The sequence below is a fragment of the Streptomyces sp. Pv4-95 genome (assembly GCF_045782725.1).
Classification (GTDB): Bacteria; Actinomycetota; Actinomycetes; order Streptomycetales; family Streptomycetaceae; genus Streptomyces.
On the sequence record NZ_CP127172.1, the window covers coordinates 7,374,250 to 7,389,776 of the forward strand.

Below are 15,527 nucleotides of genomic sequence, written 5' to 3' on the forward strand. Positions count from 1 at the left end.
AGAAGCGCCCAGCACAGGAGGCAGATGTGAAGTCGGCCGAACGCCGCACGGCTCCCGTACGCGGTGCGCCGTGCTGGGTGAGCCTGCTGGCCCGCGATCTGGAGGCCGCGCAGGAGTTCTACGCCGCGGCGCTCGGCTGGACCTTCCGGCCGGCCGGCCTGGGCGAGGAATTCGTCGTCGCGCTGGCCGACGGCGAGCCGGTCGCCGGTATCGGCGCACTCGCGCCGAGCTTCCAGGTCGCCGTGGCGTGGACGTCCTACTTCACGGTGGACGACGCCGACGACACGGCCGCCCGGATCCGGGAGCGGGGCGCGACCGTCGCGGTCGGCCCGATCAAGATCGGTACCGGCCGGGCCGCCCTGGCGGCCGACCGCGACGGCGCGACCTTCGGCTTCTGGGAAGGCCAGACTCTGGCCTGGGCGATCGGGCACGGCAGGGCGCCGGTCTGCCTGGAGCTGCGCACGCGGGACGCCTTCGCCGCCGCCATCTTCTACGCGGAGGTCTTGGGCTGGGCCTCCGAGGAGCCGGGCGGCTGCGATGTGACGTACGAACACGACCGGGTGATCGTGCGGGACGGCTCCCGTGCGGTGGCCACGCTGCGCGGCGGCGGCGTCGAAGCCGCTCCGGACCCCAGGGTCCGCCCCCGGTGGCATGTGCACTTCCCGGTCGGTGATGTGGCCGCGGTGTCCGCGGCGGCCGAGGCCGCCGGCGGCACCGTGACACCGGAGGAACCGCCCCCGGGGGCCGGCGGACGCCAGGCCGTCATCTGCGACCCCGACGGTGGCCTCTTCACCGTTTCGGGCCCCTGAGCACCCCTAACCCAGCCCGATTTCAGGCGAGTTGACGGTGCTTTCCCTCACCGGCCTTTCTCCGGCTCCAGCGGGGGACACCAGGCCGTCTGCCGCTGACCGCCGACCCGGCCGCAGAAGCCCGCCTGTGACGGCCTGCCCATACCGTCGATGTGCTGGACGGACAGCAGCTTGTCCAGCGGCACCTGACGGTCCACGTCCCCTCCGAAGCCGATGATGCCGCTCTCCCCGTCGAGCGCCCCCTCCCCGTGCACCCCGCTGATCGCGTGCCACACCGCCGGAGGCGTCAACGGCATGTCCGAGGCGTCCTCCCGCAGCTGCTTCACGGCGTTGATGAACAGCTTGACGGCGTCGAACGCGAGCGCGGCATGGCCGTCCAGCGAGGAGTTCGCCACCTTGGCGCACTCCTCGGGGAAGAGCTTGTTCATCTCCGAGTACAGCTCGCTGGTGCCGTCGCAGCTCGCCGAGCCGAGCGTGAAGTCCAGGAAGTCGTAAGGGATTCCGGGATAGTGCGTCCTGCGGTCCGCGTCCGCGGCCAGCCGCGCCACATCGTCGCCGCCGATGAGGGTGGGCGGATCCGAATTGCAGGACTCGTTGATCCCGCCCAGCATCGACTCGAAGTCCTCGGCGCGGCCCGCGAAGAAGACGACACCGGGGTAGGAGCAGCTCCGCTGGCCGACGGTGCCGGGGCCCGGCGCGTCCGAGAGGGGCTCCCCGCCGGCGGCCGGCGGCGGGGCGAAGGCGGTCTTCTCCACCTCGAATCCGCGCGCCCGGAAGCTCGCCGCGACATCGTCCCGGAGATTCTTGCTGTAGATGTCCGTGGGGTCCGCGGAGCTGACGACCCGGACCTGCCGCGCCGTCTTCCGCCCGCCCTTGCCGACGAGGTGATCGGCGTACGCGGCGGCGATCTGCGCCTCCCGCTTGTTCTGGGGCGACACCTGGAAGTACATGGGGGACTGCCGCACCAGCGAGTCCGCCGACGGTGTGGTGGCGACCATCGGCAGCCCCACCGCGGTCAGTTTGCGGATGGTCCGGTTGGTCGCCTCGCGGCTCTGGTCGAGCCCGGTGACCCCGACGATGGACGGGTCCTGCCGCCGCAGACCCGCCAGTATCTCCACCGTCTCGGTGCCGAAGCGCATACCCGAACCCGCGTTGGCGGGGAAGATCCGCACGATCGGCTCCGCGCTGCCGGTGCTCCGCAGCTGCCGTGACTGGGCAGCGGCGACGCCCTGCAACGCCTCGCGCACGTACGCCAGTTGTCCGGTCGACCGGCCGGTGCTGCTGAGGAGCGCGGACAGATGGACGAGGGTCACCAGCGGACGCTCCGGGGCCGCCTTGTGCGCCTTGTCGGCAGTGGTGTTCTGCTCGGAGATCTTCTTGAGGGTGTTGTTGAGCGCGGCGTCGGGGGAGTGGAAGGTGAATCCGTGCCGCGACACACCGATGCACTCGCCCGTCGACGCGGTGCGCAGAGTGGCGGCGTCGTCCTCGAAACGGTTCAGGCCGCAGTGGGCCCGCCGATAGCCGCGCTCCCCCTCAAGGAACACCCAGCCCGTCCCGAGCAGCACCGCGGCGGCAGCGCAGGCCGCCACCAGCGACACCACGCGGCGCGCCCACAGCGGCGGTTCGGGAATCCTCAGCCGGGCGTCCTGGCCGACCTCCAGCCGCCGCGTCAGCTCGTACTGCTCCTTGACGGCCGGGTCGTCGGACGGCGGCATCAGCGGCGGGACGGAGACCGGCAGGTACCAGGGCGCCCGGTTGCGGGCCCTGCCGGTGTGCAGAAAGGCGTCCCGCCAGCCGCCGTAGAGCCGGTCGGTGAGTTCCCACAGCGAGCTGTGGCCCCAGTCGGCACGGGCCTGCGTACCTGCCGCGGGCGCCTCGGCACCGCAACTGATGATCAGCAGCGGGTCGAAGGCACCCGTCTCGTTGCGTACGTCGATGACGGTCCGCAGCAGCGGGTAGCCGCAGTTCCCGGCGCCCGTGCCGTCGAGCACCGCCACGCAGTACGCGGTGCGCCGGGCGGTCCCGGGCCGCCAGATGCGGCGGCGGAACGCCACGCGCAGATCCTCCAGAAACGCGTTGACCATCAACTTGCGTAACTGCTCGGGGTCTTCGACCTGGTTGTGCGGTGCGGTCAGCCGCTCGGCGAAGCCGATGAAGGTGCCCGGGTCGCGCGGTGCGAGGTAGGGCTGGTTCAGCAGCCACCGGTACTCCCGGCCCAGCCCCCGCCGCACCTGGAACCAGGCCAGCGGGAAGACGTGCACGGCGAACAGCCACACCCACCACGGCACCTTCCCGTCGACCGCCAGTTCGGTCTCCGGTGACCGCAGCAGCCCGAACAGCCGCCTGCGCCGGAACTCCCGCTCCCGCAGCCCCTGCAGGAGGGTGTGGTCGTTCCCCTCCAGTCCCCCTGCGTGGCCCGGCCCGCCGGCGCTCGACTGAATCAGCCAGTTGACCAGCCCGAACCGGCGGAAGCGCACCCGCCCGTCGCTGCCGTTGACGCTGAGGGCGAGCCCCTGCGCGAGCCGCTCCAGCGTCCGGCGGACCGCCTCGACGGATTCCGGGTCCGCCCCGGCCGCGCCCTCGCGGAGGTCGTACAGGCAGTGCGGCACCCGCCGGGGGTCGGCGTGGCTGAGGAAGTAGCTGATGCCTTTGGCGAGTTGGGTGTGATCGGTGCCGCCCACCAGGCACACCACGGGCAGGCCCTCGCGCCCCTGGGCCACCCCCCGGTGCCGCACCGGCTCGGGACACTCCCGGCGCCGTGGCCTGCGCACCAGGTCGGCTATCAGACGGAGCAGATGTCCTGCTCCACGGAACACGGGTATCTGCGAATCTGGTTCGTTCGACGCCATGGGATCCCTGAGGACGGGTCGGAGCAGGGCGCGTATTGTGCCACCGCTGCATGCCCCGCCGGAAGCCCTCCGCGCCCCACGGGTCGCGTGCCGAGCACCGGATCTGACGGTCTATCGTGTGCGCATGTCCGCCCCTGAGCTGATCCGCATCGTCTCCCGTGACTCGCCCATGGCCCTGGCCCAGGTCGAGCGCGTCCGCGCCGAACTGAGCGCGCTGCACCCCGGGACCGCCACCGAAGTCGTCCCGGTCAAGACCACCGGCGACCGGTGGATGGGGGCCCTTTCCCAGGTCGACGGGAAGGGCGCGTTCACCAAGGAGGTGGACGCCGCGCTGCTCGCGGGCGAGGCGGATCTCGCGGTGCACTGCGTCAAGGACATCCCGGGTGACCGCCCGCTGCCGGTCGGTACGACCTTCGCCGCGTTCCTCAAGCGCGACGACGTCCGGGACGCGCTGATCCATCCGGGTGGTCTCACGCTCGACGAGCTGCCCGAGGGGACCCGCATCGGTACGTCCTCGGTCCGCCGGATCGCGCAGCTCGCCGGCTCCCACCCGCATCTGCGGTGCGTTCCGATGCGCGGCAACGCCAACCGCCGCATGGAGAAGCTGGCCGCGGGCGAGGCGGACGCGCTGCTGCTCGCGGTGTCCGGGCTGGAGCGCATCGGCCGGACCGACGTGATCAGCCAGACCCTGTCGGTGGACCTGATGTGCCCGCCCGTCGGTGCCGGAGTCCTGGCACTGCAGTGCCGCGAGGACGACACGGCCACCATCGACGCGGTGAGCGGTCTCGGCGATCCGGAGACGTTCCGCGAGACGACCGCCGAGCGCATGCTGCTGCACGTCCTGCAGGGCCACTGCAACAGCCCGATCGCCGGTTACGCCAGGACCGACCGGAACGGCGAACTCTCGCTGCGCGCCTGCGTCTTCACACCGGACGGCAAGACGGTCCTCAACGCGCACGAATGGGCCGGACCGCTCACTCCCGAGACGCTCGGCACGTCCGTCGCGGTCACCCTGCTGCGGCAGGGCGCGCGCGAGCTGATCGACAGCATCACGCACTGACACGCCGCGGGGCGCGGCCGGGTTCCGTGTGTGTTCGTACCGGCTCGTGCCCGCTCGTGCCTGCTTCGTCCGGACCCACCGCCGGCCCCGCCCCCGGGTGCCGTCCGTTCCTCGGACGGTAACCGGCGGGCGGGGCCGGCGGAACATGGCCGGTGGCGGGGCCGGCCGGGCGGGCCGGGTCCTCCGCGCGCAGGCCGGGGTCAGTTCATGGCCTCGCCGCTGTCGATGCCGGCACCGCTGTCACTGCCGCTGCCGATCGCGCCGGGATCCTCCGCCCCGGCGCCCGGGTCCTCGGCGCCCGTACCCGGGTCCTCGGCGCCCGTACCCGGGTCCTCGGCACCCGCACCGGGGTCCTCCGCTCCCGGGTCCTCGGCCCCCGCGTCGCCGCCGGCACCCGGGTCCTCTGCCCCTGCGTCGCCGCCCGCTCCCGGGTCCTCGGCGCCCGCGTCGCCGCCGCCCGCGGCGGCGCCTCCGCCTCCGCCGGCGCCGATCTCGGCCCCCGTGGCTTCGAGAGCGTCGGTGACCGGCTGGAAGAAGGTCTCGCCGCCCTGTGTGCAGTCACCACTGCCGCCGGAGGTCAGTCCCACGGCCGAATCGCCGGAGAACATCGCGCCTCCGCTGTCGCCGGGCTCCGCGCACACATCCGTCTGTATCAGGCCGTTGACGATGTCGCCGTTGCCGTAGTTGACCGTGGCGTCCAGGCCGGTGACGGTGCCGTCGGAGAGCCCGGTGGTGCTGCCCGAGCGCTGCACCTTCATGCCCACGGCCGCCTCCGCGGCCTTGGTGATCTCCTGGGTGGTGCCGTCCTGCAGGTCGACCGCGCTCTGCGGCTGAGCGGCCGCGTCGTCGTAGGCGACCAGGGCGAAGTCGGTTTCGGGGAACTTCGAGTCCTGGACGGTGCCCAGCGGTTGGCTGCCCGCCTGATCGGCGGTCCACGTCTCGGACTCGTTGCCGCAATGGCCCGCGGTGAGGAAGGCCGGCGCGCCCTGCACCGTGACATTGAACCCCAGCGAGCAGCGGGAGCCGCCACCGAAGATGGCAGTGCCGCCCACGGGACCCGCGGCCGCGCCGCCGCCCCCTTGCCCGCCGTCTCCCGCGGACCCGCCGGCCGCGCCACCGGCCCCCTGTCCGCCGTCTCCGGCCGCCCCGCCGTCAGCGGCACCCGCGCCGCCGGCCCCTTGCGACCCGCCGGCCCCGCCCGCGCCCTGCCCGGCGCTCCCGGCCGCACCCTGGCCGGCGTTCTCGCCGTCGTAGCGACGGAACTCCCCCTGGGAGCGCTTGACGCTCACCAGGCCGTCCATCCCGTCGGTGGCCTTGGAGAGGGCGGCCATCTTCCGGCCGGTGACCGTCCGGTCGGCGAGCACCACGATCTTGTTGGTCCTGGGGTCGATCGACCAGGCGGTGCCCGGCACCGAGGCGGTGTCGGTCAGCGTCCGCGTCCCGGCCTTCAGGGCGGTCATGCTGTTGCGGACGACCTTGGCGACCGCACCCTTGGACGTGACGCTCCCGACGTCGTCCGCCGTCAGGACGTTCATCACCAGATGGCCGCTCTCGCCGTCCAGATACCAGCCGGCCGTCCGGTCCGGGAGGTCCGCCTTCAGCGACTGCGCGAGCCGCGCCGCGGACGGGGCGGACGCCGCGGTGAAGGTCCGCGGGGTCAGCGGCTTGTCCTGGCTCGCGTTGGCATTGGGCAGGATGACCGCCGCTGCCGCGATGGCGGCCGCCGCGGCGCCCACCATCGCACCGGTCCGCTTGTTCACATGTCGGTGGCTCAATTCACTGACCTCCAGCTGGGACCACAAGGAAGCACACGGGAGGCGCGCTGCGTCGCCCGGCACCCGTGCACCGTTGCCACCCAGTCCTACGTAGCCGGACGTGGGCCCCGCTCATGGCCACTCAAGGTGTGATGAATTCCGTCGCCGAATTCGCGGGCGCTCTACACTCCGCGACCCAACTCGCCCTGTGAACACGGTCGGTGAGGTGACGGCAGCGCGCCGGAGTCGCGCCCGAACGGACAAAGGACCGTGAACTCCCCTTCATGGGCGTCTCGTTGGCCTCCGACGGCGCACCCTTGAGGCGTCGGCCCGGATCGCCCGATCGGTCCGGCCGGCCCGGCAGCGCCGCTTCACGGCCGGCCCGCCGGCCGTCGCGTCGCCAGTGGTGCGCAGGGGGCGTAAAGGGTAGCTGTGGCCGCGCTTAAGAAAACCTCGATGGACCGGACGGCCCGCGTAGGGAAGATTCGCTGTCGGTGATCGGGCGGCCGGGACTCGTCCGGCACGTCACAGCACTCTTACGTACGGGAGCCGTCGCGGTGAAGGCACTGGTCAAACAGAAGGCGGAGCCGGGCCTGCGGCTCATGGAGGTGCCGGAGCCGGTCATCGGCCCGGGCGACGTCCTGATCAAGGTGCTGCGCACCGGCATCTGCGGCACCGACCTGCACATCCGGGCATGGGACGGCTGGGCGCAGCAGGCGATCCGTACGCCGCTGATCCTCGGCCACGAGTTCGTCGGCGAGGTCGTCGAGACCGGGCGCGACGTCGCCGAGATCGCGGTCGGCGACCGGGTCAGCGGCGAGGGCCACCTGGTCTGCGGCAAGTGCCGCAACTGCCTGGCGGGCCGGCGGCACCTGTGCCGGGCCACCGTCGGCCTCGGTGTCGGCCGCGACGGGGCGTTCGCGGAGTATGTCGCGCTGCCCGCGGCCAATGTGTGGGTGCACCGGGTGCCCGTGGATCTCGACGTGGCGGCGATCTTCGACCCGTTCGGCAACGCCGTGCACACCGCGCTGTCCTTCCCGCTGGTCGGCGAGGATGTGCTGATCACCGGCGCCGGCCCGATCGGGCTGATGGCCGCGGCCGTGGCCCGCCACGCGGGCGCCCGCAACGTCGTCATCACCGACGTCAGCCAGGAGCGCCTGGAGCTGGCCCGCAAGATCGGCGCCACCCTGGCCCTCGACGTCGCGGAGCACTCCATCGCCGACGGCCAGCGCACGCTCGGCCTGCGCGAGGGCTTCGACGTCGGCCTGGAGATGTCCGGACGGCCCGAGGCGATGCGCGACATGCTCGCCAACATGACCCACGGCGGCAAGATCGCCATGCTCGGCCTGCCGGCCGAGGAGTTCTCCGTCGACTGGTCGCGGATCGTCACCTCCATGATCACGATCAAGGGCATCTACGGCCGCGAGATGTTCGAGACCTGGTACGCCATGTCGGTGCTCCTCGAAGGCGGCCTCGACCTCGCCCCCGTGATCACCGGCCGCTACGGCCACCGCGACTTCGAAGCCGCATTCGACGACGCCGCCGCCGGCCGCGGCGGCAAGGTCATCCTCGACTGGACCGTCTGACCAGCCCTTTTCCTGGAGATTGATGTCTGATGTTCGACTCCGTACGCGACGAACTGCGCACCGCCCTCGATGAGATCCGCGCCGCAGGACTGCACAAGCCCGAGCGTGTCATCGGCACCCCGCAGTCCGCCACGGTCGCCGTCACCGCCGGTGGCGCGCCCGGCGAGGTGCTCAACTTCTGCGCCAACAACTACCTCGGCCTCGCCGACCACCCCGAGGTGGTCGCCGCCGCCCACGAGGCCCTCGACCGCTGGGGCTACGGCCTGGCATCGGTCCGCTTCATCTGCGGCACCCAGGAGGTCCACAAGGAGTTGGAGCGGCGCATCTCCGGCTTCCTCGGCCAGGAGGACACCATCCTCTACTCCTCCTGCTTCGACGCCAACGGCGGTGTCTTCGAGACGCTGCTCGGCCCGGACGACGCGGTCATCTCCGACGCCCTCAACCACGCCTCCATCATCGACGGCATCCGGCTCTCCAAGGCCCGCCGCTACCGCTACGCCAACCGCGACATGGCGGACCTGGAACGCCAGTTGAAGGAGGCGTCCGGCGCCGGGCGCACGCTGATCGTCACCGACGGCGTCTTCTCCATGGACGGCTACCTGGCACCGCTGCGCGAGATCTGCGACCTGGCCGACCGCTACGGCGCCATGGTGATGGTCGACGACTCGCACGCCGTCGGCTTCGTCGGCCCCGGCGGACGCGGCACCCCGGAGCTGCACGGCGTGATGGACCGCGTCGACATCATCACCGGCACCCTCGGCAAGGCCCTCGGCGGCGCCTCCGGCGGCTATGTCGCGGCCCGTGCGGAGATCGTCGCCCTGCTGCGCCAGCGCTCGCGCCCGTACCTCTTCTCCAACTCGCTCGCCCCGGTGATCGCGGCCGCCTCCCTCAAGGTGCTCGACCTGCTGGAATCCGCCGGTGACCTGCGTGAACGGCTGAACGCCAACACCGCCCTGTTCCGCGCCCGGATGAGCGAGGAGGGCTTCGACGTCCTGCCCGGCGAGCACGCCATCGCCCCCGTGATGATCGGCGACGCGGCCCGCGCGGCCCGCATGGCCGAGCTGCTGCTGGAGCGCGGCGTCTACGTCATCGGCTTCTCCTACCCGGTGGTCCCGCAGGGCCAGGCGCGTATCCGCGTGCAGCTGTCGGCGGCGCACTCCACCGAGGACGTGCACCGCGCGGTGGACGCGTTCGTGGGGGCGCGCTCCGCCCTGGGAGACTAGAGGCATGATCGAAGCACGGCGGCTGCACATCCTCCGCGCGGTGGCGGACCACGGAACGGTCACCGCCGCAGCCGCCGCGCTGTATCTCACGCCCTCCGCGGTCTCGCAGCAGCTGGCCGCCCTGGAGCAGGAGACCGGCCACCGCGTGGTGGAGCGCAGTGCCCGCGGGGTACGGCTGACGAGCGCGGGCGAGATCCTGCTCACCCACGCCAATGCCGTCCTGGCCCAGCTGGAGCGCGCCGAGTCGGAGCTGGCCGCCTACGGCTCGGGGGAGGCCGGCACGGTCACCGTCGCGGCCTTCGCGACCGGCATCGGGCTGGTCGTCGCGCCCGCCATCACCGAGCTGGCGGCTTCCTCGCCCGGGATCCGGGTCCGCGTCCGGGACGCCGAGGGCGACGCCAGCCTGCGCATGGTCCTCGACCGGCAGGTGGAGGTGGCGGTCGCGGTGGAGTACCGGGGCGCGCCGGGGGAGGACGATCCGCGGCTGACCCGTGTCCCGCTGTACGCCGAGCCGTTCGACGCGGTGCTGCCGGTCGGCCACCGTCTCGCGGACGGTGACCGGGTGGCGCTGGCCGACCTCGCCAAGGACCCGTGGATCGGACCGTACTCCGGTAACCCCTGTCACGACGTGGTCGTCCTGGCCTGCGAGTACGCCGGCTTCCAGCCCCGCCTGGAGCACTCCTCCGACGACTTCCGCGCCGTGGTCTCCCTCGCCTCGGCCGCGGCCGGTGTGGCACTCGTGCCGCGTTCGGCGCTGACCGGGATGGACCTCACGGGGGTGGTCGTGCGCCCGGTCGACGGCGTCGCCCCCACCCGTCGCGTCTTCGCCGCGGTACGCCGCGGCGCCGAGGCACACCCGTTGCTCCGCCCGATGCTGGCCGCCCTGGAGGCGGCGGCGGTGGTACGGGGCTGAGCCCCCTGGGACGAGCGAACGGGAGGCCGACCGAGGGCGTCCTTCCGCGGCCTGCCGCCTGACAGGCGAGGCCGGGCCTCCTCCCGGCGAGTCCCCGCCGCGGGCCCGCGGCCCGCGTGGCAGGCTCAGCACGCCGGTGGCCGGGTGGCGCCGGGGCGCGTCCGGTCCCGAGGAGGCGATGCGCATGTCCGTCGGCCCGCACGACGGAGCACCGGCGGCCCCGCCGCAGGACCCCTACGCGATGGTGCGGACCCGCGCGTACGCGAAGCTCCTGGCGATGGCCGCGCTGATCGGCGTTCCGGTCTGCGCCGTGGCGTTCGGCTTTCTCGCGCTGGTCGGTGAGCTGGAACCGCTGATCTACACGGACCTGCCCAAGTCGCTGGGTTTCTCGGGTACGCCGCTGTGGTGGCCGCTGCCGATGCTCGCGGTGGCCGGTGTGCTGGTGGGGCTGTCCATCCGTCACCTCCCGGGCGGCTGCGGCCACGAGCCCGCCGACGGTCTGGCGGTCGGCGGCGCGCCCGCGCTCTCCGCGCTCCCCGGCATCGCCTTCGCGGCCCTGGCGACCCTCAGCTTCGGTGTGGTGCTCGGCCCGGAGGCGCCGCTGATCGCACTCGGCGGCGGCCTGGCGGTGGGCGCGCTGCGGCTCGTGCAGCGCGACGCACCGGAGCAGGCAGTCGCGGTGGTGGGCGCCGCGGGCAGTTTCGCGGCGGTCAGCGCGCTGCTCGGCTCGCCGCTGCTGGGGGCCTTCCTCCTCATGGAGGCGTCGGGCCTGGGCGGGGCGATGCTCGGGGTGGTCCTGGTGCCCGGCCTGCTCGCGGCCGGCATCGGCGCCCTCATCTTCGTCGGACTGGGTGACTGGACGGGCCTCGGCACCTATTCGCTGGAGCTCCATCACGTTCCGCACGCGGCGCAGCCGACGGTGCCGGAATTCGGCTGGGCCCTCGTCATCGGGCTGCTCGCCGCCTTCGCCGCGACCGGTGTCCGGCGGCTCGCCCTGCTGCTCAAGGGACGGGTCGCCCGTAACCGGGTGCCGGCCAGCGTGGCGATGGGACTGGTGGTGGGTGCGCTCGCGGTGCTCTTCGCGGCGGTGACCGACAAGCCGTCGTCCGAGGTGCTGTATTCGGGGCAGACCGCGTTGGGCGCCCTCTTCGGCAAGAGCGGCGACTATTCGGCAGGCGTGCTGGTACTGCTGGTCGCGTGCAAGGGGCTGGCGTACTCCGTGTCGCTGAGCGCTTTCCGGGGCGGCCCCATCTTCCCGTCGCTGTTCCTCGGCGCGGCCGGCGGCATGGCTCTCTCGCACCTCCCCGGACTGCCGCTCACCTCGGGCTTCGCCATGGGCGTCGGGGCGATGTGTGTCGCCATGCTCAAACTGCCGATGACGTCGGTGCTGTTGGCCACCCTGCTGCTCGGCCACTCCGGGCTGACCGTCATGCCGCTGGTGATCGTCGCCGTGGTGGTCGCCTACGTCACCATCCTGCGGCTCACCCCGGGCCCGGCTCCGCAGCCCGCTCCGCAGCCCGCTCCGCAGCCCACCGGGTGAGCGGAGGCGAAGGGGGGCGGAGGCGGCCTGCCGCCGGACCATGGAAGCGGCCCACTGCCGGACAGCGGGCGCGCCGGGCGCCTGGAGGTCAGCCCGCGCTCGGTGTCGTCGCGCGCGGTGTCCTTCCGGTGCGGGTCCAGGTCGCGAGTTCCGGGGCCGTCCAGGTGTTGATGATCCGGTCCGCCGGGACCCCGCACTCCTCGGCGCGGGCGCATCCGTAGATCTGCCAGTCCAGTTGGCCCGGGGCGTGCGCGTCGGTGTCGATCGAGAACAGCGTCCCCGCGTCGAGTGCCTGCCGCAGCAGCCTGCGCGGCGGGTCGAACCGGTCGGGACGACAGTTGATCTCCACCGCGGTGTGGTGCTCCGCACAGGCCGCGAAGACCGCCCCCGCGTCGAACTGCGACTCCGGCCGCCGCCTGCCGGTGATCTGCCGGCCCGTGCAGTGGCCCAGCACATCGACGAGCGGGTTGCGTACCGCCGCGAGCATCCGCCGCGTCATCGGCTCGGCGTCCATCCGGAGCTTGGAGTGCACCGAGGCCACCACCACGTCCAGCTCTTCGAGCAGTTCCGGTTCCTGGTCGAGTTCGCCGTCGGTGAGGATGTCGCACTCGATGCCCGTCAGCAGCCGGAAGGGTGCCAGCCGCTCGTTCACCTCCGCCACCAGCGCCAGCTGCTCGCGCAGCCGCTCCGGGCTCAGACCGCGGGCGATGGTGAGCCGGGGGGAGTGGTCGGTCAGTACGCACCACTCGTGTCCGAGGTCGCGGGCGGCCTCGGCCATCGCCGCCACCGGACTGCCCCCGTCCGACCAGTCCGAGTGCAGATGGCAGTCGCCGCGCAGCGCGCTTCGCAGCCGCTGCCCCAGCTCGCCGTCGACGAGTGGCCCGCCCGCTTCCTCCTCCAGACGGGTCAGGTAGGCGGGCACCGAACCCGACAGCGCTTCTTCGATCACCCGGACGGTCTTGGGGCCCAGCCCTTTGACGCGGCCGAGCGAGCCGTTCCGCGCGCGCTGCCCCAGCTCCTCGCCGTCCAGCGTGCCGACCGCCGCAGCGGCGTTGCGGAACGCCTGTACGCGGTAGGTCACCGCCCCCTGCCGCTCCAGCAGGAAGGCGATCCGCTCCAGCGCCTCGACCGGCTCCACCTGCCGCTCCTTCCGGGCGTCGGGCAGCTCCCTCCCACCGTGCACCGATCCGTGGCCGGCTGCCACCGGCGTCAGCAGATGCCGTCGCCCGCCTTGGGGTTGGCCAGCCCGAACAGCGGACGCAGCTTCAGGCCCGCCCAGGTGCCGAGCAGGGCGGTCGCGCCCCAGATCCAGCCGTGCAGGCTGCCCGAGGCGATACCGGCGAGGTACGCGCCGATGTTGCAGCCCCCGGCGAGACGGGCGCCGATGCCCATCAGGACGCCGCCCGCGACGGCGGCGACAGCGGTACGCCAGGGCGTGCCCCGGTGCAGCGCCCAGGTCCCGCCGAGGGCCGCGGCGACCGCCGCGCCGATCATGATGCCGATGTCGGTGAGGCTCGTCTTGTCGGCCAGGACCGGCCCGGCGAGCATCCGGGCGTTGTCCGGCTGCTGCCAGAACGTCCAGTTCTCGGGGTGCCCGCCGAACAGCCGGACCAGCTCCGACCCCCACAGGCTGAAGGCGCTGGTGACGCCCCAGGCGCCGCCGGAGACGAGCAGTACCCCGCCGCCGAGCAGCGCCAGGGCCGGCGCGCCGACCGCCAAGGGCCAGGAGCCGCGCAGGACACGAGCCACCGCGCTCCTGGCGGAGGGGACCGGGCCCATCGGCGGGGGATTGCGGCGGGCCTGGACGGCCCGGCTGACGACCACGACGACCGCCAGCGCGAGGATCGTCACGGCCCAGGACCCGAACCAGCCCAGGTGGTCGGAGAGGAGCACCGGGTCGAGCGCCGGGAGGTCCTTCCACAGGTCGAACTGCCAGGCGGCCAGCGTGGCGCCGGCCACGAATCCGCCGAGGGTGAGCGCGATGGAGGTCTGGCCCGCTCCCACCGCGAAGAGGGTGCCCGAGGCGCACGCGCCACCGAGCTGCATGCCGATGGCGAACAGGAACGAGCCGAGGAGCAGCCCGATCCCCAACGGTCCGCCCGAAGGCGCGGGCACCGCGCCGAAGAGACCGGTTCCGCTGCCGATGACGAGGGCGAACAGCGTGGCGGTGGTGCCGAGCAGCAGGGCGTGCGCGCGCAGGCCGGCGCCGTTGCCGACGGCGACGAGCTGCCGCCAGGCAGAGGTGAAGCCGAAGCGCGAGTGGAACAGGGCGATGCCAAGACCGAGTCCCAGCAGGAGGAGCACGCCCGGCCGGGGGCCGTGGGCGGCCCACACGAAACCGGTCAGGGCCACCGCGAGGCCGGTGCCGACGGCGAGGGGCAGCCGGCGCACGGGCGGCGCGGCGGGGGACTCCGGCCGGGGGGCTGAGGTGGGGGCGGGGGCGAGCAGGGCGGCGGACGCCCGGGGCGTCGCGGCCGTCGGATCGGGTGGTGCGGTGGTCACAGCGGCTCCGTGCAGGGGGTGAGGGAGGAAGGAGGGCTACGCGTCTTCGGGCCGGGCCCCGCGAGCGGAGCCGTCCGAGCGGGACGGGGACCTGCGCTCACGCCGAGTCAGGCGGGAGCGCGGGCAGCGTTCAGGGGCGACAGAGCCCGTTGTCGACGCACCAGGCCGAGGTCGCGAAGAGCGCGAGACCGAGGAGCCGTGCGGGTGCGGACATGCGTCCGAGGGTAATGCGTGCCGTATGCATGGGGTTTCGCCGGTCCGAAATGTGGACGTGGGCGGCTTGTGCGCGGGGCGAGTTCCGCGATGCGCCGGTCTCATGTGCGGCCGTCCGGCCGCGCGGATTTCCAAGCCGCCGCCGCGGAAACCACCCCAGTCGGTACGGCAGCCCCATCGCGGCAGGTACCGGCTCTTCAGCGAGAAATCGCCCATTTACCCTGGGTCCGGCCTCGCGGTGTTATGCAGCTATGTCCGTTCTCCGGGTGCCCAATCCGATTCCGCCGGAATGACGGACCGATTCTGCAGTGCATTACCGTCAATATCGCCCACGGCCGCCGGCTGGTTGATGTTCCGGTAATGCGGGAGCAACGTTCGCCGGGGTTCGGCGGAAACACTCACCGCAGTTCTGTGGACGCGCTGCGCTCAGAGGCCGTAAAAAATGACGGCCTTCAACGAATCTACACACCGAATGCGCAGGCGGCGCCGCGTCTCCGTGACTGCCACCAGGCTCTGACCAGCGCTTCAGCGAGTTGGTGCGGGAATGTCCAGTTCACAACTGGCAGGCTGCGGCCGCCTGCCCGGTTGAAACCGTAGATCGTGTGAAGAACCTGCCACCAATCCATGGACATGTGTCCACGTCAGGTAATTCGGCGGAGGGATGGCGTCCGGATCCGCGGTTCACGGATTAGCTGCACAACGCGCCTGCATGCTTTGATCCTTCGCACCGCGGAAGTTTCGAGGGTTCTCGCTTACGGGTACCCCCGGCTGCCGCAGCCGTGGCAGGATCGCCCTATCAGGCGGCCCAGTTGGGGCATTTCGAGTTATTCATTCCGAAGGGAAACATCATGAACGAGGTTCAGACCCAGGTAATCGCCGACGCCGAGCTCGACGCCGTGGCCGGTGGCCTCGTCGGTGAGGCGCTGGGCACCGCCACCTCCACCGTTGACTCCATCGCCCCGGTCTCCGGCGTCGTGGACACCGCCACCGGCCTGGTCGAGCAGACCACCGGTGTCAGCACCTCCGGCGTCACGGGCCTGGTCTCCGGTCTCTGAGACCCTCATGTGCCGCCACGCGG

General features: G+C 72.4%; 11 protein-coding genes. 7 read left to right on the top strand and 4 right to left on the bottom strand.

What is annotated here, in order from left to right; genetic code table 11:
- The first annotated feature begins 26 nt into the window (after positions 1-26).
- A complete protein-coding gene (locus QOM21_RS32355) occupies positions 27-809 on the top strand; it encodes a VOC family protein (RefSeq protein ID WP_407554552.1) in 783 nt (260 codons plus the stop codon).
- Positions 810-856: 47 nt separating this feature from the next.
- Here QOM21_RS32355 and QOM21_RS32360 read toward each other — a convergent pair whose 3' ends face one another.
- A complete protein-coding gene (locus tag QOM21_RS32360) occupies positions 857-3,625 on the bottom strand; it encodes an ABC transporter substrate-binding protein (RefSeq protein WP_407554553.1) in 2,769 nt (922 codons plus the stop codon).
- A gap of 151 nt (positions 3,626-3,776) precedes the next feature.
- On the opposite strand from QOM21_RS32360, the gene hemC reads away from it, so the two are divergent.
- Positions 3,777-4,718 carry a hydroxymethylbilane synthase gene (gene hemC, locus QOM21_RS32365; protein ID WP_407554554.1) on the top strand — a complete coding sequence of 314 codons (942 nt, stop codon included), beginning with the start codon at positions 3,777-3,779 and terminating at the stop codon, positions 4,716-4,718.
- A gap of 200 nt (positions 4,719-4,918) precedes the next feature.
- Here hemC and QOM21_RS32370 read toward each other — a convergent pair whose 3' ends face one another.
- Positions 4,919-6,457, bottom strand: a complete 1,539-nt coding sequence (locus tag QOM21_RS32370; RefSeq protein ID WP_407555954.1) for a S1 family peptidase — start codon at positions 6,455-6,457, stop codon at positions 4,919-4,921.
- 572 nt (positions 6,458-7,029) lie between these two features.
- Between QOM21_RS32370 and tdh the strand changes: the two genes are divergently transcribed.
- The 4 genes from tdh to QOM21_RS32390 all read left to right on the top strand — a co-directional run bounded on the left by tdh (position 7,030) and on the right by QOM21_RS32390 (position 11,734).
- A complete protein-coding gene (gene tdh, locus QOM21_RS32375) occupies positions 7,030-8,058 on the top strand; it encodes an L-threonine 3-dehydrogenase (protein ID WP_407554555.1) in 1,029 nt (342 codons plus the stop codon).
- 29 nt (positions 8,059-8,087) lie between these two features.
- Positions 8,088-9,281: a glycine C-acetyltransferase gene (locus tag QOM21_RS32380; RefSeq protein WP_407554556.1), complete on the top strand. Its 1,194-nt coding sequence runs from the start codon at positions 8,088-8,090 to the stop codon at positions 9,279-9,281.
- Between the two features lie 4 nt (positions 9,282-9,285).
- Positions 9,286-10,194, top strand: a complete 909-nt coding sequence (locus QOM21_RS32385; protein WP_407554557.1) for a LysR family transcriptional regulator — start codon at positions 9,286-9,288, stop codon at positions 10,192-10,194.
- 184 nt (positions 10,195-10,378) lie between these two features.
- Positions 10,379-11,734 carry a chloride channel protein gene (locus tag QOM21_RS32390; protein WP_407554558.1) on the top strand — a complete coding sequence of 452 codons (1,356 nt, stop codon included), beginning with the start codon at positions 10,379-10,381 and terminating at the stop codon, positions 11,732-11,734.
- An 88-nt stretch (positions 11,735-11,822) separates the two neighbouring features.
- Here QOM21_RS32390 and QOM21_RS32395 read toward each other — a convergent pair whose 3' ends face one another.
- Together QOM21_RS32395 and QOM21_RS32400 are read right to left on the bottom strand one after the other, a co-directional pair.
- Complete coding sequence (locus QOM21_RS32395) at positions 11,823-12,872, bottom strand: PHP domain-containing protein (protein ID WP_407554559.1); 1,050 nt, start codon at positions 12,870-12,872, stop codon at positions 11,823-11,825.
- A 71-nt stretch (positions 12,873-12,943) separates the two neighbouring features.
- Positions 12,944-14,236, bottom strand: coding sequence for a YeeE/YedE family protein (locus QOM21_RS32400; RefSeq protein WP_407554560.1), 1,293 nt, complete (start codon positions 14,234-14,236; stop codon positions 12,944-12,946).
- Positions 14,237-15,297: 1,061 nt separating this feature from the next.
- Here QOM21_RS32400 and QOM21_RS32405 point away from each other — a divergent pair.
- Positions 15,298-15,504, top strand: coding sequence for a type A2 lantipeptide (locus QOM21_RS32405; RefSeq protein WP_393895107.1), 207 nt, complete (start codon positions 15,298-15,300; stop codon positions 15,502-15,504).
- Positions 15,505-15,527: the final 23 nt, after the last annotated feature.

What these genes read in the sequence shown, in the direction of transcription:
- QOM21_RS32390 (WP_407554558.1), top strand. Translation starts at nt 10,379, where the DNA reads ATGTCCGTCGGCCCGCACGACGGAGCACCGGCGGCCCCGCCGCAGGAC.
- QOM21_RS32405 (WP_393895107.1), top strand. Translation starts at nt 15,298, where the DNA reads ATGAACGAGGTTCAGACCCAGGTAATCGCCGACGCCGAGCTCGACGCC.
- QOM21_RS32370 (WP_407555954.1), bottom strand. Translation starts at nt 6,457, where the DNA reads ATGGTGGGCGCCGCGGCGGCCGCCATCGCGGCAGCGGCGGTCATCCTG.
- QOM21_RS32385 (WP_407554557.1), top strand. Translation starts at nt 9,286, where the DNA reads ATGATCGAAGCACGGCGGCTGCACATCCTCCGCGCGGTGGCGGACCAC.
- QOM21_RS32380 (WP_407554556.1), top strand. Translation starts at nt 8,088, where the DNA reads ATGTTCGACTCCGTACGCGACGAACTGCGCACCGCCCTCGATGAGATC.